This is a genomic window from Mycolicibacterium nivoides (assembly GCF_003855255.1).
Taxonomy (GTDB): Bacteria; Actinomycetota; Actinomycetes; order Mycobacteriales; family Mycobacteriaceae; genus Mycobacterium; species Mycobacterium nivoides.
The window spans coordinates 729,113-749,373 of record NZ_CP034072.1; the positions used below are offsets into that span (position 1 = coordinate 729,113).

At 67.9% G+C, this 20,261-nt stretch carries 21 protein-coding genes; 7 read left to right on the top strand and 14 right to left on the bottom strand.

Annotation, left to right across the window (positions count from 1 at the left end; all coding sequences use genetic code 11):
* Positions 1–11 precede the first annotated feature (11 nt).
* The gene (msrB, locus tag EH231_RS03625) at positions 12–428 is read right to left on the bottom strand and encodes a peptide-methionine (R)-S-oxide reductase MsrB (RefSeq protein WP_090425339.1); all 417 of its coding nucleotides are present in this window, start codon (positions 426–428) and stop codon (positions 12–14) included.
* 223 nt (positions 429–651) lie between these two features.
* Between msrB and EH231_RS03630 the strand changes: the two genes are divergently transcribed.
* Both EH231_RS03630 and EH231_RS03635 read left to right on the top strand, forming a co-directional pair.
* Positions 652–1,401, top strand: a complete 750-nt coding sequence (locus tag EH231_RS03630) for a helix-turn-helix transcriptional regulator (RefSeq protein ID WP_124711885.1) — start codon at positions 652–654, stop codon at positions 1,399–1,401.
* 78 nt (positions 1,402–1,479) lie between these two features.
* On the top strand, positions 1,480–2,052 hold the full coding sequence (locus EH231_RS03635; protein ID WP_124711886.1) for a class I SAM-dependent methyltransferase: 573 nt from the start codon (positions 1,480–1,482) through the stop codon (positions 2,050–2,052).
* On the opposite strand, the gene aftC is transcribed toward EH231_RS03635, so the two are convergent.
* Genes aftC through EH231_RS03650 form a run of 3 tightly spaced genes read right to left on the bottom strand, consistent with a single transcriptional unit; the run spans position 2,044 to position 5,734 of the window.
* Positions 2,044–3,324, bottom strand: a complete 1,281-nt coding sequence (gene aftC / locus EH231_RS03640) for an arabinofuranan 3-O-arabinosyltransferase (RefSeq protein WP_090425342.1) — start codon at positions 3,322–3,324, stop codon at positions 2,044–2,046. The two genes, EH231_RS03635 and aftC, sit on opposite strands and share 9 nt — an antisense overlap.
* A 33-nt stretch (positions 3,325–3,357) precedes the next feature.
* Positions 3,358–4,935 carry an alpha/beta hydrolase gene (locus tag EH231_RS03645; RefSeq protein ID WP_170856240.1) on the bottom strand — a complete coding sequence of 526 codons (1,578 nt, stop codon included), beginning with the start codon at positions 4,933–4,935 and terminating at the stop codon, positions 3,358–3,360.
* A 28-nt stretch (positions 4,936–4,963) separates the two neighbouring features.
* Complete coding sequence (locus EH231_RS03650; RefSeq protein ID WP_124711887.1) at positions 4,964–5,734, bottom strand: pyrimidine reductase family protein; 771 nt, start codon at positions 5,732–5,734, stop codon at positions 4,964–4,966.
* 34 nt (positions 5,735–5,768) lie between these two features.
* On the opposite strand from EH231_RS03650, the gene zapE reads away from it, so the two are divergent.
* On the top strand, positions 5,769–6,809 hold the full coding sequence (zapE, locus tag EH231_RS03655; protein WP_124711888.1) for a cell division protein ZapE: 1,041 nt from the start codon (positions 5,769–5,771) through the stop codon (positions 6,807–6,809).
* On the opposite strand, the gene EH231_RS03660 is transcribed toward zapE, so the two are convergent.
* Genes EH231_RS03660 through EH231_RS03675 form a run of 4 tightly spaced genes read right to left on the bottom strand, consistent with a single transcriptional unit; the run spans position 6,806 to position 9,111 of the window.
* On the bottom strand, positions 6,806–7,357 hold the full coding sequence (locus EH231_RS03660; RefSeq protein ID WP_241177877.1) for a GNAT family N-acetyltransferase: 552 nt from the start codon (positions 7,355–7,357) through the stop codon (positions 6,806–6,808). The two genes, zapE and EH231_RS03660, sit on opposite strands and share 4 nt — an antisense overlap.
* On the bottom strand, positions 7,321–7,854 hold the full coding sequence (locus tag EH231_RS03665) for a hypothetical protein (protein ID WP_124711889.1): 534 nt from the start codon (positions 7,852–7,854) through the stop codon (positions 7,321–7,323). The genes EH231_RS03660 and EH231_RS03665 overlap by 37 nt, the downstream gene beginning before the upstream one ends.
* A gap of 45 nt (positions 7,855–7,899) precedes the next feature.
* Positions 7,900–8,325 carry a PPOX class F420-dependent oxidoreductase gene (locus EH231_RS03670; protein ID WP_090425347.1) on the bottom strand — a complete coding sequence of 142 codons (426 nt, stop codon included), beginning with the start codon at positions 8,323–8,325 and terminating at the stop codon, positions 7,900–7,902.
* 39 nt (positions 8,326–8,364) lie between these two features.
* A complete protein-coding gene (locus tag EH231_RS03675; protein ID WP_124711890.1) occupies positions 8,365–9,111 on the bottom strand; it encodes a Clp protease N-terminal domain-containing protein in 747 nt (248 codons plus the stop codon).
* A 164-nt stretch (positions 9,112–9,275) separates the two neighbouring features.
* On the opposite strand from EH231_RS03675, the gene EH231_RS03680 reads away from it, so the two are divergent.
* The gene (locus tag EH231_RS03680) at positions 9,276–10,619 is read left to right on the top strand and encodes a sensor histidine kinase (protein ID WP_164481149.1); all 1,344 of its coding nucleotides are present in this window, start codon (positions 9,276–9,278) and stop codon (positions 10,617–10,619) included.
* Positions 10,620–10,631: 12 nt separating this feature from the next.
* Here EH231_RS03680 and EH231_RS03685 read toward each other — a convergent pair whose 3' ends face one another.
* Entirely contained in the window at positions 10,632–11,294 is a 663-nt protein-coding gene (locus EH231_RS03685) for a FadR/GntR family transcriptional regulator (protein ID WP_090425350.1), read from the bottom strand.
* 140 nt (positions 11,295–11,434) lie between these two features.
* Here EH231_RS03685 and EH231_RS03690 point away from each other — a divergent pair, with 140 nt between their 5' ends.
* Together EH231_RS03690 and EH231_RS03695 are read left to right on the top strand one after the other, a co-directional pair.
* On the top strand, positions 11,435–12,595 hold the full coding sequence (locus EH231_RS03690; RefSeq protein ID WP_164481150.1) for a CynX/NimT family MFS transporter: 1,161 nt from the start codon (positions 11,435–11,437) through the stop codon (positions 12,593–12,595).
* Between the two features lie 76 nt (positions 12,596–12,671).
* Positions 12,672–13,808, top strand: a complete 1,137-nt coding sequence (locus EH231_RS03695) for a TDT family transporter (protein WP_241177878.1) — start codon at positions 12,672–12,674, stop codon at positions 13,806–13,808.
* 64 nt (positions 13,809–13,872) lie between these two features.
* Here EH231_RS03695 and EH231_RS03700 read toward each other — a convergent pair whose 3' ends face one another.
* Positions 13,873–14,820 carry a LysR family transcriptional regulator gene (locus tag EH231_RS03700; RefSeq protein ID WP_124711893.1) on the bottom strand — a complete coding sequence of 316 codons (948 nt, stop codon included), beginning with the start codon at positions 14,818–14,820 and terminating at the stop codon, positions 13,873–13,875.
* A 270-nt stretch (positions 14,821–15,090) separates the two neighbouring features.
* Between EH231_RS03700 and EH231_RS03705 the strand changes: the two genes are divergently transcribed.
* The gene (locus EH231_RS03705) at positions 15,091–16,149 is read left to right on the top strand and encodes a 3-deoxy-7-phosphoheptulonate synthase (RefSeq protein WP_124711894.1); all 1,059 of its coding nucleotides are present in this window, start codon (positions 15,091–15,093) and stop codon (positions 16,147–16,149) included.
* Here EH231_RS03705 and EH231_RS03710 read toward each other — a convergent pair.
* The 4 genes from EH231_RS03710 to EH231_RS03725 all read right to left on the bottom strand — a co-directional run bounded on the left by EH231_RS03710 (position 16,146) and on the right by EH231_RS03725 (position 20,259).
* A complete protein-coding gene (locus EH231_RS03710; RefSeq protein ID WP_124711895.1) occupies positions 16,146–16,958 on the bottom strand; it encodes a DMT family transporter in 813 nt (270 codons plus the stop codon). The genes EH231_RS03705 and EH231_RS03710 overlap by 4 nt on opposite strands.
* Positions 16,959–17,075: 117 nt before the next feature.
* Positions 17,076–18,671, bottom strand: a complete 1,596-nt coding sequence (locus EH231_RS03715) for a PPE family protein (protein WP_124711896.1) — start codon at positions 18,669–18,671, stop codon at positions 17,076–17,078.
* Between the two features lie 238 nt (positions 18,672–18,909).
* Complete coding sequence (locus EH231_RS03720; protein WP_124711897.1) at positions 18,910–19,566, bottom strand: biliverdin-producing heme oxygenase; 657 nt, start codon at positions 19,564–19,566, stop codon at positions 18,910–18,912.
* A 126-nt stretch (positions 19,567–19,692) separates the two neighbouring features.
* Positions 19,693–20,259, bottom strand: coding sequence for a TetR/AcrR family transcriptional regulator (locus EH231_RS03725; RefSeq protein ID WP_090425357.1), 567 nt, complete (start codon positions 20,257–20,259; stop codon positions 19,693–19,695).
* Between the last annotated feature and the right edge of the window lie 2 nt (positions 20,260–20,261).

Here is a 20,261-nt window from a genome sequence, read left to right on the forward strand (position 1 = left end):
CGGCCACCGCGTCAGTCCGTCTTGGGCACCAGCTTCAGCGAGATCGAGTTGATGCAGTACCGCTGATCGGTCGGGGTGGGGTAGCCCTCGCCCTCGAACACGTGGCCCAGGTGGCTGTGGCAGTTGGCGCACAGCACCTCGACGCGGCGCATGCCCAGCGTGGTATCCGACCGCAGGATCACTGCGGCCGAATCGGCCGGATCGAAGAACGACGGCCAACCGCAATGGGATTCGAATTTCTCGGTGCTGCGGAACAACTCGGCTCCGCAGGCCCGGCACTCATACACGCCTTCGGTCTTCGTGTCGGTGTACTCACCGGTGAAGGGCCGTTCGGTGCCCGCCCGGCGCAACACCGCGAACTCCTCGGGGGTCAGCTTCTCGCGCCACTCGTCATCGGTCAGTTGCAGCTTGGGACCGTCGGTCGTCATACCCCCAAATTACGTGCTGTCCGGCGGTGCGCGCCAGGTAGGACGGATCCGTACAAGCCACCGCGGCGCGCCCGGGCCAGGATCAGCGGATCGCGGCGTCGCGGGGCCTGATCCTCACCACCGATCACGTGCATCAGAATCCCCACGGGGCGATGGTGATCTCCGATGTGATCGAGGAACACGTGGACATGGTTGCGCCGCTGCGGCAGCGGTAGCCTGCGGTATGCGCGGCAGCTGGACCACCGGACCCGGCATGGTGGCGGTGGTGGGTTCGTTCGGTGACATCGAGTTGCACCACCATCCGGCGGTGCAACTCGCGATCGGCATCGATGGCCCGCTGGCGTTGGTGGCCGGAGACGGCACCGAGCAGCGCTGCTCCATCGCCGCAGTGGCCGGCGGAACCAGGCATGCGATGCGGCCCGACGGTGCGCGCGCGGCGCTGTCGATCTATCTCGGGCCTGAAACAGGCACGGCCACAACGCTTAACGCCACGATCCAGACGCACGCCCGCCATCCCGGCCTGTGGGCGGTGGACGGCGCCGAGCCGCTGGCCACCGCGGTGGCGGCCGCAGCGCGGGCCGGGGACCTCACCGGTGCGGCGGACATGGTGGTCGACGCCCTGCTCGGCAGGTCCGATGCCCCCGCCGGGACGCCGGTGCACCCGCAGGTGCGCCAGGCGATCGAACTCGTCACCGCCCGGATACCCAGTCGTACCGATCTCGGTTCGGTCGCCGGAGAGGTGGCGATGTCGGCGGACTATCTGGGCCGGCTCTTCCGCAAACAGACCGGGACCTCGTTCGCGGCGACGGCACGGTGGACACGGCTACTGGCCGCGTTGGAGCACCTGAGCGCGGGCGCATCGATCACCGATGCGGCACACATGGCCGGATTCTCCGACGGCGCGCACGCCACCAGGGTGTGTCGTGAACTGACCGGGATCGCACCCAGTGATGTGGCGCGGGCATTGAGCTGATCGGACGGATCCGTACAAGCGGCGGTGGTGGCGACCGGTTCAAGCTGGGGTACCAGCACATCGACAAGGGGAGCCCACATGCCGGCAATGTCACGGATCGAGCGCGCATTCTGCAAGACGGCACTGTGGCGCGGAGGAACCGGGCAGGCTGTCCTCGGTAGCATCCCGGTCGATCGGCTCGGCCACGATGTTCTCGAAATCGGTTCGGGCAGTGGCGATATCGCGGCGCGGCTACGCCAGGCGAACCCGGAGCTGGCCATCACCGCCACCGACTTCGATCCGGCCATGGTGCGCTCGGCGGCCCGGCGGTTGCAGGCATATCCAGATGTGACCGTGCGCGGGGCCGATGCCACCGATCTGCCCTTCGCCGACGACTCGTTCGATTCGGTGCTGAGTTGCCTGATGCTGCACCACATCGTGGAGTGGGAGAAGGCGATCGCCGAGATCGCCCGGGTACTGCGGCCGGGCGGTGTGTTCACCGGCTACGACCTGACCCGCACTCCGATGGCGACGGCGATCCACCGGCTCGACCGGTCACCGTTCCGGTTGGTCGATCCCGACGAACTCGACGAGGTCTGCGGGCGGTACGGCCTGCAGATGCGGACCCAGACCCGGCTGGCGGGTCAGGTCATGCAATTCACCTCAGACTGATTCGGGTTCCCGGGCACGGCTCAGCCACGGCGGGTCGATGCCCTCGTCGAGCCTGCCGTCCTGCTTGGCGTCGAGATACCGGAAGACCAACACGCAGAACACCACGATCAGCATGAGCGACCAGCCGTAGGTGATCTTCATGTATTCGAGGTACCGCCCGGTGGTGGGCCAGCGCCACATCAACCAACGGTCCATCGTCATGAATCCGTAGACGGCCAGCCAGGCCGGCCAGTTGCGCAGGACCGAGTTGGGCAGCACCACGGTCATCAGGAATGGGAACAGCATCATCGAGTAGTAGCCCTGGGCCAGCGACAGCACCAGCCACGAGGTGATCAGCAGCACGCCCGAGGAGGTGAGCATCCAGAACAGTTGATCGCGCTCGTGGTAGTAGCGGTACAGCAACCACAGGCTGATCACGGCCAGGATCACGAACCCGATGCGCAACAACAGGATCAGCCACTCCGGCAACCCGTAGTACACGCCGTTGCCGATGATCGAGCTGTTGAAGTAGTCACGCGTTTCGAACATGTAGGGCACCGTGTTGCGCACGAAGCCCATCGGGTCGGCCGACAAGGGCCAGGCCACCGCGTTGAACACCAGCGGGACGGCGAAGGCCGTCACCAATGCCCGCCACTGCCGGTTCAGCAGCGGCAACAGCAGCAGCACGGCCAGAACGGGTTTGACCGTCAGGGTCAACCCGATGGCCGCGCCGGCCCACCACTGATGACCCACCTTGCCGGACAGCAGCCAGGTGAAGAACAGCACCTCGGCCAGCAGCACACAGCCGTTGATATTGGTGAAAACGAGGGTGTTGGTGACTGATTCGGTGCAGAACATGGCCAGCAGCAGGGCAGGCAGGGCCACCGAGGTCAGCGAGAACTTGAACAGCCGTACCAGAAGAGCAGCAGCGATGATGATCGCCACGGAATTGATCGCCACGAACCAGAACCGGGACGCGAACTCCGGCAGGAAGCCGAACGGCGCCAGGAGCAGCGTGCCACCGGGTGGGTACAGGTAGTGCGGGTCGACGTAGCTGAAGTGCTCGTTGTAGATCGCCCAGTGCCGCCGGAAGTTCGACACCGCGCGATACACCGGACCGAAGTCGTCGGTGATGTAGCCGTTGGTGGCCAGCACGTAGCTGCGATGGATGATCGACAGGATCGCGAGCGGCCACAGCACCGAGCGCAGCACCGTGGCGGTGCTCGGCGCGGAGGTGCGGGGACGGAATGCGTTCACGAAACCGGAGATGATGGAATCTGCTGCCGCCACCAGCGAACCTTATACCGACGCCGATCGGGCCCCGCGTCAGGCGGGACAGTACGTGTCGGTCTCAGGCAGTTTGCCGCTGTTGAGGTAGCCCGTCAGCGGGGGCAGTGCACACGGGGTGTAGATGCTGGCGCCGTGGCCGATGCCCTGCCACATCACCCGGCGGTTGTTGGCGCCGGCGTTGATGATGGTCGCGGCGACGGCGGCGACGCCCTCGTTGCCGACGATCGGGTCGTTGTGCACACCGAGGAGCAGCACCGGAATCTTGAGGTTCTGCGGGTCTTTGGGTGCCGTGCCGCTGGGCCAGTTGAGGCATTTGACGAGGTTCAGCGCGCCGACAGCGCCGAACTGCGGGTAGAGCTTGCCCCAGGCGACCACCAGCTCGCGGACGCGGTCCGGGGTGGGCCGGTTGAGTGCGTCGCTGCAGGAGTTGACGAACTGTCCGTCGGTCTGGCGCAGGTTGTCGGCCTGGGTGATCAAACCCGAGATCGGTCCTGCGTCGCCTGCACGGGCCGCGGCCAGGGCGCCGGCCAGGTTGTTGGTGGCGGCCACCCGGTCGCCTTGGGGGAAGCCCAATCCGGTGGCGATCGCGTCGGCCAGCGTGGCGACCGAGGCTCCGCCGGGTCCGCGGCCGGCGCGGGCGTCGGCCAGCAGGGCATCGACGGCGCCCTTCGGGTCGGGGGCCAGCGGGCAGTTGGTGGCCACGCACTGCGCGGCGAACGCGTCCAGTGCGGCCTGCTGCCCCTTGACCCGCTGTTCGGCCGCAGCCTCGGCACCGACCGCCAGCGGCAGTGGGGAGTCAAGGATCAGCCGCGACACCTTGTTGGGGTGCGAGCCGGCGTAGGCGAGCGCCACCTGGGCACCGTTGCCGACGCCGAGCAGAGCCAGGGAGGGCACATCCCAGGTGCTGCGCAGCCGCTCCAGATCTTCGGCGGCGTGCGCGTTGTCGTAGGACGAGTCGCCCGGGGCGATCGTGTCGGTGCAACTGGTGGTCGCGGTCATGGTGACCGCACCCAGGTTGGCCACCGGATCGTCACCGGCCTGGAACTGCGTCTGGTCCTGCATTTCCTGGCGGTCGTAGACGTCGCGGCAATCCAGCGCGCCGGACATACCGATACCGCGCCGGTCCACAGCGACGATCGGATGAGTCTTGAGGATGTCGGTTCCCGAGCGCGCCAACCACGTCGGCAGCTGTACCGAGGTGGGGATGTCGGATCCGGTGGTCATCACCAGGGGACCGGCGTCGGGCGGGGTCTGCGAGGACCGGGCCCGCACCACGCCGATGCTCACCGTGCCGGTGGCCCCGTTGATCGAGTCGAGATCGGCGTCGTAGGTGGCACAGTCCAGCGTCACGTCGGGAGTCGGCTGGACGCCGGCGTCGCTGAACACGCGCGGGGTGCAGTCCCGCCAGGACAGGTCATTCTTGGGCGCGTCGATGCCGGGGGCACTGGGTGGGCCCGCCGAGGTGGTCACGGGCTGTCCCTGCGGGTGGGCACCGGAATCGGTGGCATAGCGCGGATCTGCGGCGAACAGCGGCGCGCAGGCAGTGAGCCCCAGTGACAGGACGGGCACGGCGACCGCCGACCTTCGCAGGGCTTTCACCAGCTGATGACGCATGCTGACCACAGTAGCGACACGTTTTGCACTACCCGCGGACGTAGCGCGTGTACAGGTAGCCCTCGTCGTCGGTGAGCAGGCGTGAGGGCCGCATCCGGGTGTGCGCCTGGCCCGGACCGGTGGCGATGCGCCGCGCCACGCCGCCGAGCAGGATCGGCGCCACGGTCAGGCACAGCTCGTCGAGCAGGTCGTTTTCGATGAGCAGGCTCAGCAGCGACGGGCCGCCCTCGGTCAGCACCCGGAAGAGCTTGCGTTCGGCGAGGATTCGCAGTGCCACCGCCGGGTCGACGCGCGTGGGGTCCGCGCCGGAGGCGTCGAGTACCTCCGCGAGAGTGCCCAGCCGGTGCCGTGCGTCGGAGACGGTCTCGGTGGCGGTGAGGATCAAAGGCGCCACCTCGGTGCGGGTGAAGAACTTGGAGTGGTGGTCGAGCTCTGCCGATGCGGTGATGACGGCGATCGGCGGCACTTCGGCCTGGCCACGCCGCTGGCGCTCCTGCCGTTGGGCGACCGAGAGCTGCACGCCGGAGTAGTTCTCGATCCGCACCGTCGCCGCGCCCATCAGGATGACGTCGGCGGCGTGGCGCATGAGATTGAACACAGCCCGGTCACCCGGACCGCCCAGCCCGCCAGACTTGCCGTCCTCGGTGGCACCGCCGTCCAGGCTGCTGATCATGTTGCCGCGCACCCAACATCTCTGCAGGTCATCGGGGTAGGCGTAGTACTGGGCCAGCTGTCCGTCGGCGATCTTGTCGACGTTTCCCAGCACGGTCAGGTTCGTGCCGGCGGTGTCATCGGACATGAACTGAATTGGAGCACGTCGCTACGCTGCCCCCATGCACGGGTCCAGCGGCGTCGCTCATCTCGCCGATCGTCATCCCACCGTCACACCGGAGCGGCTGGTCGCCCAGCTGGTTCCGCCGCCGACGTTCGCCGACGTCAGCTACGACAGCTACCGCCCGGATCCCGCCGAACCGTCCCAGGCCGCCGCGGTGGAATCCTGCCGCAGTTTCTGCGAGCAGGCCAGGCTTCGACGGGCCGGTAAGAAGAAGCTGTTCGGCAAGCGCGAGGTCCTGCCCGGGGTCGGGCTGTACCTGGACGGCGGGTTCGGCGTCGGCAAGACCCACCTGCTGGCCTCGACCTATTACACGCTGTCTCAGGGCGAAGCACCGACGGCGTTCGCCACGTTCGGTGAGCTGACCCAGCTCGCCGGCGTGTTCGGCTACAACGAGTGCATCGACCTGCTCTCGGACTATGTGGTGGTGTGCATCGACGAGTTCGAACTCGACGACCCGGGCAACACGACGCTGATCTCCCGGTTGCTCTCGGCTCTGGTTGAGCGCGGGGTGTCGATCGCGGCCACCTCGAACACCCTGCCCGAACAGTTGGGTGAGGGCCGGTTCGCCGCCCAGGACTTCCTGCGTGAGATCAACACGCTGGCCCAGATCTTCACCACCGTGCGGATCGAGGGGCCCGACTACCGGCATCGTGACCTGCCGCCGGCCCCCGAGCCGCTGTCCGATGACGAGGTGGCGCAGCGCGCCGAGCAAGTCGCCGGCGCGACCCTCGACGACTTCGACGCGCTGTGTGCGCATCTGGCCACCATGCACCCGTCGCGCTATCACGCGTTGATCGAAGGCGTCACCGAGGTGTTCATCACCGGGGTGCACCCGATCGAGGACCAGAGCGTGGCGCTGCGCCTGGTGGCACTGACCGACCGGCTCTACGACGCGGGTGTCCCGGTGCTGGCATCGGGGACCAAGCTGGACACCATCTTCAGCCCGGAGATGGTGGCCGGTGGGTTCCGGAAGAAGTACCTGCGGGCCACGTCGCGGCTGCTGGCCCTGACGGCCGCCGCGCAGCAGAAGACCGCCTAGACCGGGCGGACCATCACGTAGTCGTTCTCGATGCGGGTCCCGAGCCGGAAGGTCTTGGTGCCGCTGACGGTGAAACCGTTCTTGGCGTAGAAGCGCTGAGCGCGCCGGTTCTGCTGGTTGACCCCCAGCCACACGCAGCCGGCGCCGGATTCGGCCGCGCTGCCCAGGGCAGCGGACATCAGGGCCTGGGCCACACCGCCGCCGTGCCGACCGGGCAGCACATAGATCTTCGACAACTCCAGCGCGGGCCGCTGCGTCACCGCCCGCTGGACGTCACTGTTGTCGGGGACACCGTGAATCAGCATGGCGTATCCCGTTATCGAGTCCTCCCGCGCCACCAGCACGATGCGGTTCGGATCGGTGAGGTACTCGCCGAAGCGTTCCACCGAAAGGGTCTCGGCGATGAATGCGGCGATGTTGTCCGGCGTCACCGACGGGGGACAGGCCAGGGGAAAGGTGGCGGCGGCGACCGCCGCGAGTTCCGGAAGATCAGCCGCCGTGGCGAGGCTGATCAAGGCAGGGGCGCGCCCGGCTGCCACAGATTCCACTGCGCCAGGTGCTTGCCCGACTTGGTGTCGGTCAGCACCACGTTGGTGACCAGTGCGCGGTACACGTCCCAGTACACATCGCCGTTGACGGTGGCACCCGGGGGCGCGTTGCGCAGCGCGGCCTCGAGCCGGTTGGGCGCATCGGTGTGCTTGGGTGCGTACGCGTCGGCGTACGGGGTGACGCCGTTGAAGGTGAAGGCCAGCGCCATCGCATATGGGTTGGGTGCCTGGAGGGTCGTCACCGTGATCGGGACCCGCCACGGCCCGCCCTGGGCGCGCCATCGCGGCGAGCCGTTCCAGCCCCAGCCGGGCGGAACGTCGCTGGCGAGCACGTCGTGCACGGTGACATCGGCGACGATGCCGTTGTCGGTCTGGACGCGCAGCGTCTCGCCGATGTTGCCGATCGGGGTGCTATCGGCCGAGGCCGCCGGCGGGGCCACCAGGGCGGTAACCGCCACCACCATGGCCGTGAACATGAACGCAAACCAGCGAGGCATGCCAGGCATGATCGCACAGAGTGAAACGTGTTACAGCCGGATGGGTCAGGACACCCAGGGCCCGACGCCGCCCACCTTGTCGATCCGGATGCGGGTCAGCCACCCTGGCGGCGCATCCTTCGGCGGGAACGGAGCGTCGGGAGCGGCCAGCGTCTGCGCCAGCTCCTCGAGAAGTTCCGGTGCACCGCCTTCGACGATGCGCGCGGTGCCGTTGATCGCCAGGTACGGCCGCATCACCTCGCCGACCCGGCCGGGATCGACGATCGTCACCGCGACCCGGGGGTCGCGGCGGACGTTCCGGACCTTCTTGTGTTCGGACAGATGGGCGGTGACGAGTTCGTCACCGTCCGGGGTGGACTGCAACGCCACCCAGACCAGGGTGACCTGTGGACTACCGTCCGGATTAAGCGTGACGAGCGTGGCGTCGGCGCCTGCGCCGATCAACTCGCGTGCGGCGTCATTGAGAAACACATCAGGTTCTACGGTTGCGCCGACGCTTTCATTCCCGGTTCATTCCTCTTCGGTGTCCTGGCCTTTGGCGGCGAACGGGGCCAGGGCGGCGGCCAGTTCGGTCTCGAAGCGCTGCGGGTCGGCGCCGAGCCGGTGCAGCGGTCCGTCCTCGCCTTCGGCCTCGGCCAGGGCGAGCAGGATGTGCTCGGTGCCGATGTAGTTGTGGCCGAGCCGAAGTGCTTGGCGGAAGGTCAGTTCCAGCGCCTTCTTGGCGCCCCCGTTGAACGGGATCAGTGCCGGTACCTCCCCGCTGGGCGGCGGCAGGGTGATGGCGGCACGGGCGGCCTCGGCGGTGATGCCTTGACTCACAAGGAGTTTGGCGGCGATTCCGTCGGGTTCGGCGAACAGTGCCAGCAACAGGTGTTCAGGGGTGATCTCGGCGTTGCGCGCCGCGTGCGCGGTGTTTTGCGAGACGACGACGACGTTGCGGGCCCGCGGGGTGAACCGGCCGAATCCGGCGTTGGGATCGAGTGCGGCCGGGTCGAAATCGGGAACCTTCGGCACAAAGCGCTTCTGGGCGGCCTGTTTGGTGACTCCCATGGCCTTGCCGATGTCGGTCCAGGAGGCGCCCGAGCGCCGCGCCTGGTCGACGAAATGTCCGATCAGGTGGTCGGCGATCTCGCCGAGGGCGTCCGCGGCGATCACGGCGTCGATCAACTGTTCAAGAGGTTCGGTGTGAGCCTTCTTGATCGCGCCGATGAGGTCGTCGAGACGGACGGGGTTGGTGATGGTGACGGGTTGGCTCATGCGTCAACTCTAGGTTGACGATCTGATGTCGTCAACCACAAGTTGACGATGATTCGTGGTCGGTGGAGTGCCCGGGCATCGACCCGCGCGGATCGGGCAAGATAGCGCCGGTGAATCTCGAAGAGCGCGTGCTGAACCTGTTGCGGCCCGTGCTGCGGCCGGTGATGCGGGTGCTGTCGCTGCGCACCATCGTCATCGTCGGTGCGCTGTCGGTGGTCGTCACCGTCATCACGCTCGGGACCTGGGTATGGATCGGCGTCACCAACGACCAATACAGCCAGCTGGACCGGCGGCTGGATTCGTTGAGCAGCCTCGGTGACGTGAGCACGCTGCTCACTGCCACGAAGCAGGGTTCGGCCGACAAGTCCATGCCCGACGACGGCGGATTGGTCCGCACCGCGCACATCGGCGGTGTCAGCGTCTCGGTGCCCAGCGACATCGTCCTGCCGCGGCTGGAGAACGGTTACGCCAACACCACCATCGACGGGGTCGAGTACCGCGTGCGGACGTTCACCGCGGGTCCGGCCAGCATCGCGCTCGGGGCGCCGCTGGCGGAGACGCAGCGCCGGATCGACGAGTTGCACCTGCGGGTCCTGCTGATCTGCGGCGGGGTCATCGGCAGCACTGTCGTGGTGGGCTGGATGATCTCGCTGGTGATGATCACGCCGTTTCGCCTGCTGGCCCAGCAGGCCCGCGCCATCAACGCGCAGTCCAAGCCTGACGAGGTGCAGGTGCGCGGTGTGCGCGAGGCCGTGGAGATCGCCGAGGCGGTCGAGGGCATGCTGGCGCGCATCGGCAATGAACAGGAGCGCACCAAGGCCGCATTGGAATCGGCCCGCGATTTCGCCGCGGTGGCCTCCCATGAACTGCGCACCCCGCTGACGGCGATGCGTACCAACCTGGAAGTGCTGTCCACCCTGGACATGACCGCCGAGCAGCGCCAGGAGGTGATCGGGGACGTGCTGCGCACGCAGAGCCGCATCGAGGGCACCCTGACCGCCCTGGAGCGGTTGGCTCAGGGGGAGTTGACCACGGTCGAGGATTTCGTGCCGATGGATGTCACCGAACTGCTCGATCGCGCCGCGCACGACGCGCTGCGCACGTACCCGGGCCTGCGGGCCACCCTGATGCCCTCGCCGACGGTGCTGATGCTGGGCATGCCCGCGGGTCTGCGCCTGGTGATCGACAACGCCATCGCCAACGCCGTCAAACACGGTGGCGCCACCGAAATCCGGCTCAGCGCAGTCAGTTCGGCCGACGACGTGCAGATCGTGGTCGACGACAACGGCTCCGGGGTGCCGGAGGTGGAACGGGCCGAGGTGTTCGAGCGGTTCGCTCGCGGCTCCACCGCGTCGCGTTCTGGATCCGGCCTGGGCCTGGCCCTGGTCGCCCAGCAGGCCGAATTGCACGGCGGCACAGCGGCTTTGCTGGAGAGTCCGCTGGGCGGTGCGCGGCTGTTGCTACGGCTGCCGCTGACCCGGGCGCGCATAGACGACGCGCCGTTCTAGGCCCCGGGCTGCTCAGCAGTCCTGAACCGTTGACCGGGCCAGGATCTCGTCGAGGAAGCCCGCGGCCTCGCGCCCGGCGCGCTCCACGTCGCCTGCGGCGATGGCCTCCACCAACCCGTCGTGCGGAAACATGCCGCCGGGGGCGGCGCTCGTGGTCGCGACGCTGGCGGTGATCGCCTCCAGCAGTCCCCGGTAGATCTCGATGAGCACCGGGTTGTGCGACGCCCGCACGACGGCCAGGTGGAACTCGGTGTCGGAGTGCGTGAACTGCGCGTGGTCGGTGGTGTCGGTGTGCGCCAGTTGGGCGCGGAGTTCGGCGAGGTCTTCCTCGGTACGCGCGGTGGCGGCCAGTCGGGCGCCCTCCACCTCGAGGCAGCGGCGGACCTGCAGCACGTCGCGCAGTTCGGATCCGCACAGCCGGCGCAGTGCTGCCGATACCTCGCTGGTGGCGCGCACGTAGGTGCCGTCGCCCTGGCGTACTTCGAAGATGCCGTTGTGCGCCAGGGCCCGGACGGCCTCGCGCACGGTGTTGCGCCCGACGCCGAGGGCCTCGACCAGTTCGGGCTCGGTGGGAATCCGGCTGTCGACCGGCCATTCGCCGGAGGTGACCAGGGTGCGCAATTGCTCGATGACCTGGTCGACCAGGCCCGTGCGTCGCGTTGTGGCGAGCGGCACTGGAAAGTCCTTTCATCCAATCATGGGATGTATGGCATCATAACCGGGTGAGTAGGACCCTGCGCAATGAATCCCTGAACGGTTACGAGCACGATCTGGAGCTCGAGCTGGACGGTGCCGTAGAGGTCCGCCCCGGGACGATGGCAGCGGGCGGAGTCCTGCTTGTCGTGGCGGTGATCTTGACCGCGCTGAACCTGCGCCCCGCCATCACCAGCATCGGACCGGTTCTCGGGGAAATGCGGGAATCGCTCGGTGCCTCGGCGGTCTGGGCCGGCGTGCTGACCACCCTGCCGGGCCTGTGCTTCGCGGCAGCCGGACTGACCGCTCCGTGGTTGGCCCGCCGGATCGGGTTGGGGCGGGCGATCTCGGTCGCCCTGGTGATCCTCAGCATCGGCCTGGTCGTGCGGGTGCTGGACGGGCCGTACGTGGTGATCGGCGGAACGCTGGTGGCCACCGGGGGTATCGCGCTGGTCAACGTGCTCATCCCCGTCGTGATCAAGGGATCGTTCCCCGCCCAGATCGGTCTGATGACCGGTATCTACACCGCGGCCCTGCAGGGCGGCGGGGCGCTGGGATCTGCGGTCACCCCGCCGCTGGAGCCCCTGCTCGGCGGCTGGCGTGGGGCCCTGGGCTCCTGGGCCTTGGTGGCTGTCGTCGCGCTGCTGTTCTGGCTGGTCGGCGCCCGCGGCATCAGCCAGGCCCGCACCGAGAAAGCTCCCTCGGGTGCATCCGCGCGGTCCCTGTTGCGCAGCCCGTTGGCGTGGACGGTCACGCTGTTCTTCGGCTGCCAGTCGTTCCTGGCCTATGTCGTGATGGGCTGGTTGCCCGAGGTGTTCATCGACAACGGGGTGAGCAAGACCGATGCCGGGCTGTTGCTGGGGCTGGTGTCGATCCTCGCGGTCCCGATCAGCCTGATCGTTCCGCCGCTGGCGGCCAAGCAGAAGAACCAGAGTGGCTGGATCGTGGGGCTGGGCGTCGTCGGGATCACCGGCACCATCGGCCTGCTCGTGGATCCGGGCGCGGCGCCGCTGCTGTGGAGCTTCTTGATCGGCATCGGGATGAGCGTGTTCTCGTTGGCGCTCACAGTGATCGCGCTGCGTGCCCGCAATGCCGAGGACACCGCGCGGCTCTCCGGGATGGCGCAGGGCTTCGGCTACCTGCTGGCCGGCGTGGGTCCGTTCTCGTTCGGGCTGCTCCACGACATGACCGGCGGCTGGACCGCGCCGTGGGCCATGGTGCTGGTCGTCTACCTGGTGCAGATGGCGGTCGGGGCGTTGGCAGGCCGCAACCGGTACGTGTGAGTCACAAGTCTGGTTTGTGACGCCACAACATTGTGGCGCCTACCGGTGATCGATCGTCGCCGCGAACATTGTTGACGTGACCATTTACTCCGCCGCCTATACAGCCGAGAGGCCGTTCCATACCGCTCTGCTGGCCGAATTGGACAGTGCGGGTTCGGCGTTCCGGCACATCACGCCGAACTGGTTCGCCTCGGTGATGGGCACCGGAATCGTCGCGACGGCCGCGGCCACCCTGCCGCTGCATGTGCCGGGACTTCACGAGTTCGCCACTGCGGTATGGGTTCTTGCCGGCACCGTGCTGGTGGTGCTGACCGCGGCCTTCGCCACGCACTGGATCCGGCACCGCGAGCAGGCGAAAGCCTATGCCGCGCATCATGTGGTGGGCCAGTTCTACGGTGCACCGGCCATGGCGCTGCTCACCGTCGGGGCCGGGGCGCTGCTGCTGGGCCCGGCGATCATCGGGCCGTCCGCGGCGCTGGCCCTGGACGTGGTGTTGTGGACCGCCGGCACGGTATTGGGATTGGTTGTCGCTCTGTGGCTTCCGTTCGCGATGATCACCCGCGAGGACCACACCGACGTGGAGGCGGTCCCGGCCTGGATGATGCCGGTGGTTTCGCCCATGGTGTCGGCCTCCACCGGCGCCCTGCTGCTGTCCCACCTCGGCCCGGGACAGGCCGGGATGACCCTGCTGGTGGCCTGCTACGCCATGTTCGGTTTGGGCCTGCTGGCCGGTCTGATCACCACGACCATGGTGTATTCGCGGCTCATGCACGGCGGCTTCAGCCAGGTGCAGGCGATTCCCACGGTGTGGATCGTGCTCGGTGTTGTCGGCCAGTCGATCACCGCGGCCAATCTGCTGGCCGCCCACGCCGGATCGGTGCTCACCGACGCGGCCACGGTCTCGGCGCTGCATGCCTTCGGCATCGTGTACGGCCTGGTGATGGGTGGATTCGGAGCGTTCGTGTTCTGCCTCGCGACCGCACTCACGGTGCACGCCGCGCGGCGCGGGTTGTCGTTCAGCCTGACCTGGTGGAGCTTCACCTTCCCGGTGGGCACCTGCGTCACGGGTGCGACCGCGCTGGGTGCCGCCACCGGTGCGGCGGCCATTTCCGGGCTTGCGGTCGTGTTGTACGTGCTGTTGCTCGGCGCCTGGGTCACGGTCGCCACCAACACGGTGCGCGGGGTGCGGTCCGGCCGGCTACTGCGCGGCTGACACTTGGCGGGTGCGTCGAGCGCGACGCAGAGGTCGCACCTCGGTTGTGGAAACGACCCTTGCGTCACTCTCGGCGGTGTTGATGTGAAGCGATGTGACTGAGCAGGTCGCGCACCGCCCCGGCAGGCGGGGTGCGGCCTCCCGACCAGATGGCGCGCAACTCGCGACGCAGATCCAGCCCGGCGATGGGCACCTCGCGCAGGCGGCCGAGCGTGAGGTCGTCATCGACGGCCAACCGGCTCATCACGGCCGGCCCAGCACCGGCCAGCACCGCGGCGCGCATCGCTGCCGCCGAGGACAATTCGATCGCGGGATCGGACTGGCGGCTCGACGGGCCCAACGCGGACCGCAGCGCAGAACTGAGCGCTTCCCTTGTGCCCGAACCGGTTTCCCGTGACACCAGCGCCTTCTCGTTGAGTTCGGTCGGGCTGACCGGGACCGATCGGCGGGCCCACTTGTGATCCGGGGGTACCACGGCGACCAACTCGTCATGGGCGATCACCCGGCTGCGCAAACCGGCCGGCGTACCCGGGGATTCGATGAAGCCGAGGTCGGCCGAACCGTCGTGCACCGCGGCGATCACCTGGTCGCTGTTGGCCGCGGTGAGGATGACCTGTGGTGCCGCGACATTGCGGCGCGCGGCATCGGCCTGTAGCGACACCAGCCACCGCGGCATGAGTTGCTCGGCGATGGTCAGGCTGGCCGCGACGGTGATCCGGCTGTGGCTTTCGCTGCGCATCGCGGCCAACCCGGCGTCTACGCGCCCTGCGACGTCGAGCAATTGGTCGGCCCACTCGGCGACCACCGCACCGGCCGCGGTCAGCCGCGATCCACGGGGGCTGCGCTGCACCAACCTCACCCCGGTCTGGGCTTCGATGGAGGCCAGGCGGGCGGACACGGCTTGCTGGGTGAGACCCAGTTCACGCCCGGCGGCTCCGAGGCTGCCGGTGCGCGCGATCGCCAGCAGCACTTCGAACGCTGCCAGCTCGGGCATCCGGGCGCTGAGCGGCATGATCAGGATCGTAGGTCGTGGTCACAACTCACGGTTGTGAACGCACCGGTTGTTGCCCTGCCTGCTCAGTGGTGTAGCCTGGCCGACGTGACTATCGGTGTGTGTGCCAGCTATTGGCGCTTTATCGAGGCTCCGGGCGGAGCCGATAAAGCGCAGCACTAAGCACGCATCCACCCGGAGCCCAGGCAGTGACCATCGGTCGCTGCCTTTCGTCGTTACAGGGCGCCGGATCCTTTGCCAGGTGCCCACCACCCAGGAAGGCACCTGAAAATGAATTTGGCGCAGATCGCCAACGCCCCCGCCACATCGGACCGACGGGTCCGTAGTTTCAGCGCGATTCCCAGCCCGCACGATGTGCTGACCGAGTTCCCGCTGGGGGAGCGCCGCGCCGAGCGGGTGGCCCGCGACCGCGACGAGATCGCCGACATCCTGGCCGGTCGGGACGACCGGCTGCTGGTGGTCGTCGGTCCGTGTTCGGTGCACGATCCCGCGGCCGCGCTCGAATACGCCAGCCGGTTGGTCAAGGTGGCCGACGAGCTCAAGGATCAGCTCAAGATCGTGATGCGGGTGTACTTCGAGAAGCCGCGCACCACCACCGGTTGGAAGGGTCTGATCAACGACCCGGGCATGGACGGCACCTACGATGTCGCGCGTGGCCTCCGGGTGGCCCGTCAGCTGCTGCTCGACATCATCGACATCGGCCTGCCCGTCGGGTGTGAGTTCCTGGAGCCGACCAGCCCGCAGTACATCGCCGACGCCGTGGCGTGGGGCGCGATCGGCGCCAGGACCACCGAGTCGCAGGTGCACCGCCAGCTGGCGTCGGGGCTGTCGATGCCGGTCGGGTTCAAGAACGGCACCGACGGCAACATCCAGGTCGCGGTCGACGGCGTGAAAGCCGCTGCCGCCGAGCATGTCTTCTTCGGTATGGACGATATGGGCCGCGGCGCCGTGGTGAGCACCGCAGGCAATGAGGACTGCCACGTGATCCTGCGCGGCGGGACCGACGGACCGAACTACGGGGCCGACGCTGTGGCCGATGCCGCAGCCAAGCTGACCGGTGCCGGGCTGCCCGCTCGTGTCGTGATCGATTGCAGCCACGCTAATTCCGGCAAGGACCATGTCCGCCAGGCGTCGGTGGCCGTGGAGGTGGCCCAGCTGGTTCGTGACGGGCTGCCGATCAGCGGTGTGATGCTGGAGAGCTTCCTGGTCGCCGGTGCGCAGGCGCCCGAGGCGCGGCCGCTCACCTATGGACAGTCGGTCACCGACAAGTGCATGGATTGGGACGCAACCGATCTGGTGCTGCGGGAGCTCGCAAGCCGCAACGGCTAATTGCCGCTCGGCTTGCGGTAGCGGCCGCCGGGATCGGGGTCGAACTGGGGCGGGTTGGCGGGGTCGAGTTCGATCAGGACGTCGTCGCCCGTGTCGTGAGGCGCGGTGAAGACGACGACGGGTGACCCCGCCAGCGGAACCCGGGCGTGATCGGCGACCATGTTCGCAGTCACCACCCGGTGTCCGGTCGGACCCTCGAATGCGACCGTGACGGTGAACTGCGGGTCGTCCGCGGTCCAGCGTTTCAGGAATTTCAGGTTGCGCAGCTCGCCCGCCGAACGAACGCCGTGGCCGCGCAAGGCCGCCAGCCGGTCTTGGCGCCGCCGTATGTAACGCGCACCCCGCCATGCCGTGAGTGTCGCGATCACCGCGCCGGCCGAGCACACCACGCTGGCCAGCGCGATGACTCCGCTGCCGAAATCTCTGAACCAGACGGCGGCACCGAGTAACCCGACCGCGACACCGGACAACACCGGTATCAGGGCGATCCAATTGCCGGTCCTGCGCTGTCCGAACGTGTCACGGGCCTCGTCGGCGACGATGGTCGCGAGGATGGCGGGCAGGAACGAACCCACGATCGTCGCGACACCCAACCAGGGCGATGGGTCGTGGGTCTGCATGCTGTGAAACCAGAAACCCGCGCCGACCGCGACCACCGCCCACAGCACGAAGCTGAGCCCGGCGAAGAACCGCAGCGTTTCCGACGGCCGGCAGATCGGCACGGTGATGCCGCCGTGCTTCTCCATGGTCGAGAAGTGGGGGAGCGTGCTTTCCCAGCTGCCGGGCTGCTGCGCGGTGTTGCCGGTCATGCGATGCCCCCTCAGCTCGGAGACACCAGTATTGCCATGAGTTGCCGGGCACCGGGCGTCACGCACGGCCTCTGGCTCGGGTTCTCACCAATTGTTCACGGCCTCAACACAGATCGGTTAGGCGCCGGCCTCGTTCTCGGGTTGTTCGTCTGCCCCAGGTTGCCAGCTGCCCGGCATCATCGGGGTGGTGGTACCGCTGCCGAACGTGTCATCGTCCAGCATGGTCAGCCCGGCCGGGCCCGCAACGGCGGATTTCATCGAGGTGCCGGTGAATCCGAGATCTCCGGCGCCGCTGCCGGATGCGCTGGTGCTCGCGGGTTGCTCGGGCGTGGGCGCGGCGGCGTCGCCGTCGGCCGTCATGAACTCGTAGCGGTAACCGCGGTCCTTGGCCGTCCCGCCGCGACGCTTGCGGGCCTGGGCCCGTCGCTTGTTGATCGCTGCCGCCGTCGCTGCGGCCGCCGCGGAAGCCCCGACGGAGTCCGAAGCCTTGGCTGTGGCGCTGTATTTCGATGTCGAGCCGAAACCGAATCCTGAACCTCCGCCCGGCACCGCATAGAGGGCGTTCTCGGCCCCGGCCGGCATCGGAGCGGGAGTTGACGGTGCGGGGGCGGCGGGCGCGGAGCTGGGTGCCGTCGTAGGTGCGGCGCCCGCGGTCACCGATGCGGGTGCCGGGGAGCCGGGCAGCGCGGCCACCGCAGGCTGCTCGGCGCGCGGGGCGATCTCCTCGGCCGGCACCTCGATCGGAATGTCGTAGGCATTCGCCATCCCGACGATCCCGAGCAGTCCGAGCATGGCCGGCGAGGCCGCAGCGACCGCCGCGGCGTACAGCGGGGTGCCCAGCACCGCGAAGGTCGCCGCGTAGGCACCGAGGAAGAACACATTGATATAGGTGCTGAACAGCAACGACGGGTCGGCGATGATCTCACCGAGGATCTGCGGGATCTTCCAGGGCTCGAGAATGAATTCCCGGAGCTGGTCGTACATGCCGTAGAAGTGGTCGGACTGCCCCTTGATCCAATTCCCGATCGGATCGTTGGCCTCGATCCATTCGACGAACTCCTCGTACGAGCTGATCAAGTCGCTCAGGCTCAGGGACGAGCCCGATTCGCCGGCCCTGGCCACCGCGGCCGACTGCGTCATGGCCGCCGACCCGGCGCCTGCTTCCCCGACACCCGGGGCCAGCAGTATGGGCGCCGCGGTGGACGGTGGTGCGGCTGTCATCGCCACCTCGGAAGCCCCCTGATAGACGGTCATCGTGGTCGCGGCCTGAATCCACATGCGAACGTAGTCGGCCTCGTTGACCGCGATGGGGATGGTGTTGATCCCGAAGAAGTTGGTGGCCACCAGCACACCGAGGGTCGCCCGGTTGGCCGCCAGCTCGGCCAGCGATGGCATGGCCGCCAGTGCGGCGGTGTAGGACGCCGCCGCGGTCTCGATCTGGGCGGCCACCCCGGCGGTGCTCGCGCTCGTCTCGCTCAGCCACGCCAGGTAGGGAACATGTGCCGCCGTGTAACGCTCGGCGCTCGGACCCTCCCAGGCTCCGGCCTGCACGGTGCCCATCAGGGCCGTCAATTCGCTTGCCGCAGAGGAGTATTCGGTGCTCAGGGCGCTCCATGCTCCGGCGGCTGCCAACAGCGGTCCGGCGCCGGGGCCGCTGCTGAGCAGGGCCGAGTGCACTTCGGGCGGGACGGCCATCCAGACCGGGGCGGTCATCGCAGACCGCCGGGCAGGGTGGGGGACGGGGTGGCGTCGCTATTTGCTGCTTTGGGGATGGGGGTGCAGATGGTCATCGGCGTTGTCCGGGGTGCAGTGCATGCAGGCGGCCCGGCGTCTCCTTTCGATCGTTTGCTCCCCCATCGGACAAGTATGGTTAGCATAAGCTAACTTCAGCCGATTTGGGGTATGAACTTCCTATGTTTTGGCGGAATCGTCAATTTGGGTTCGTGCTGAACTAGCGGCGGTAGGCGGACAGGTTCTCGGCCAGTTCGTCGAAGACGCGCTGGTTGAGGCTGAACGCCAGCTTTACTTCGTCGACCACGCGATCGATCTCATCCCCGTCGAGGCCCAGTCCGTCGAGGCGGTCGCGGTAAGCGTCCTTGTACGGCTTGGGCCGCATCGGGAAGTCGTAGAACGCCAGCCCTTCGCCGCCGAGGTCGAACGAGCGCCCCAAGATACGACCGATGGCCTGGCCGCCGGAAAGATCGCCGAGGTAGCGGGTGTAGTGATGCGCCACCAGCGCCCCGCCCCAGGGGGCGTCGGCGAACCGGGCGCAGTATGCGCGTACCGCAGGTGAGTCGACGACGCGGTCCGCGCCGGGTGCCCAGTGGGCGAGGTCGGCATCGATGGCTTCCAGCCGCTCGAGTGCGGGGTCGTACACGGCGCCGACGAGGGGGTTGTCGCGGTGCTCCCGGACGGCGGTCTCCAGCGCGTCGTAGATCGCCCGCAACCGCAGCAGATAGTCCACGTAGCCCTGCTCGTTGACCCGGCCGCTCAGGAGTTCGGTGACGAACGGCGACTGCTCGGCGGCGTCGTGCTGGTCGGTCGAGTCCTGACGCATCGCCGCGGACAGCGAACGGACGGACTCGGTTGCGACAGCGCTTGGCGGCATTCTCGGCTCCACTTGGTAGGGCTCAACTTTGACAGCTTGTCAGCATGATGCTGACAACCTGTCGGAAACCTAGCACGGTGCCGACGGGTTCGGGGAGCTACGGGTGTTCGGGAGGCCGCGTCGCGGCTAGAGCGTGGCGCCCAGTGCGCGCAGGACGAATCGTTCGATTGCCTCCACCGGAAGGTGGCGCGGCGCGAGACACGCGTGAATCAATGACATCGTGGCGGGCTCGTCGTCCACGACGAACTGCCCGGTGGCCACACCCTGGGCCAGGATCTCGCGAAGCACGTCCTCGACGGCCACCACATGGTCGCGGATGGCCAGCATGGTTTCGGTCGACAGTGCTCCGTAGAGCTGCATACCCATGCCCATGTGGAATTCCTGCCCGGCCTCCAGCTGATGCCGGATGTAGACCCCCAGGCGTCCGACCGGATCATCGACGTCGGACAGGGCGTCCCGCAACCCGTCGAGGTAGCGGGTGGTCTCGTGCGAGGCGAAGGCGATCACCACGGATTCCTTGTCAGGGAAGTGGTGATAGATCGCGGTCCGGCCGATCCCGGCCTCGGCCGCGAGCTTGGCCATCGTGATCGCGTCGAAGCTGTGCTCGGCCATGAGTGTCGCGAACGCCTCGAAGATGCGCTGTTGGACCAGCTCGCGGTGTTCTTCGACCGATGAGGCGCTGATCCTGGGCACGC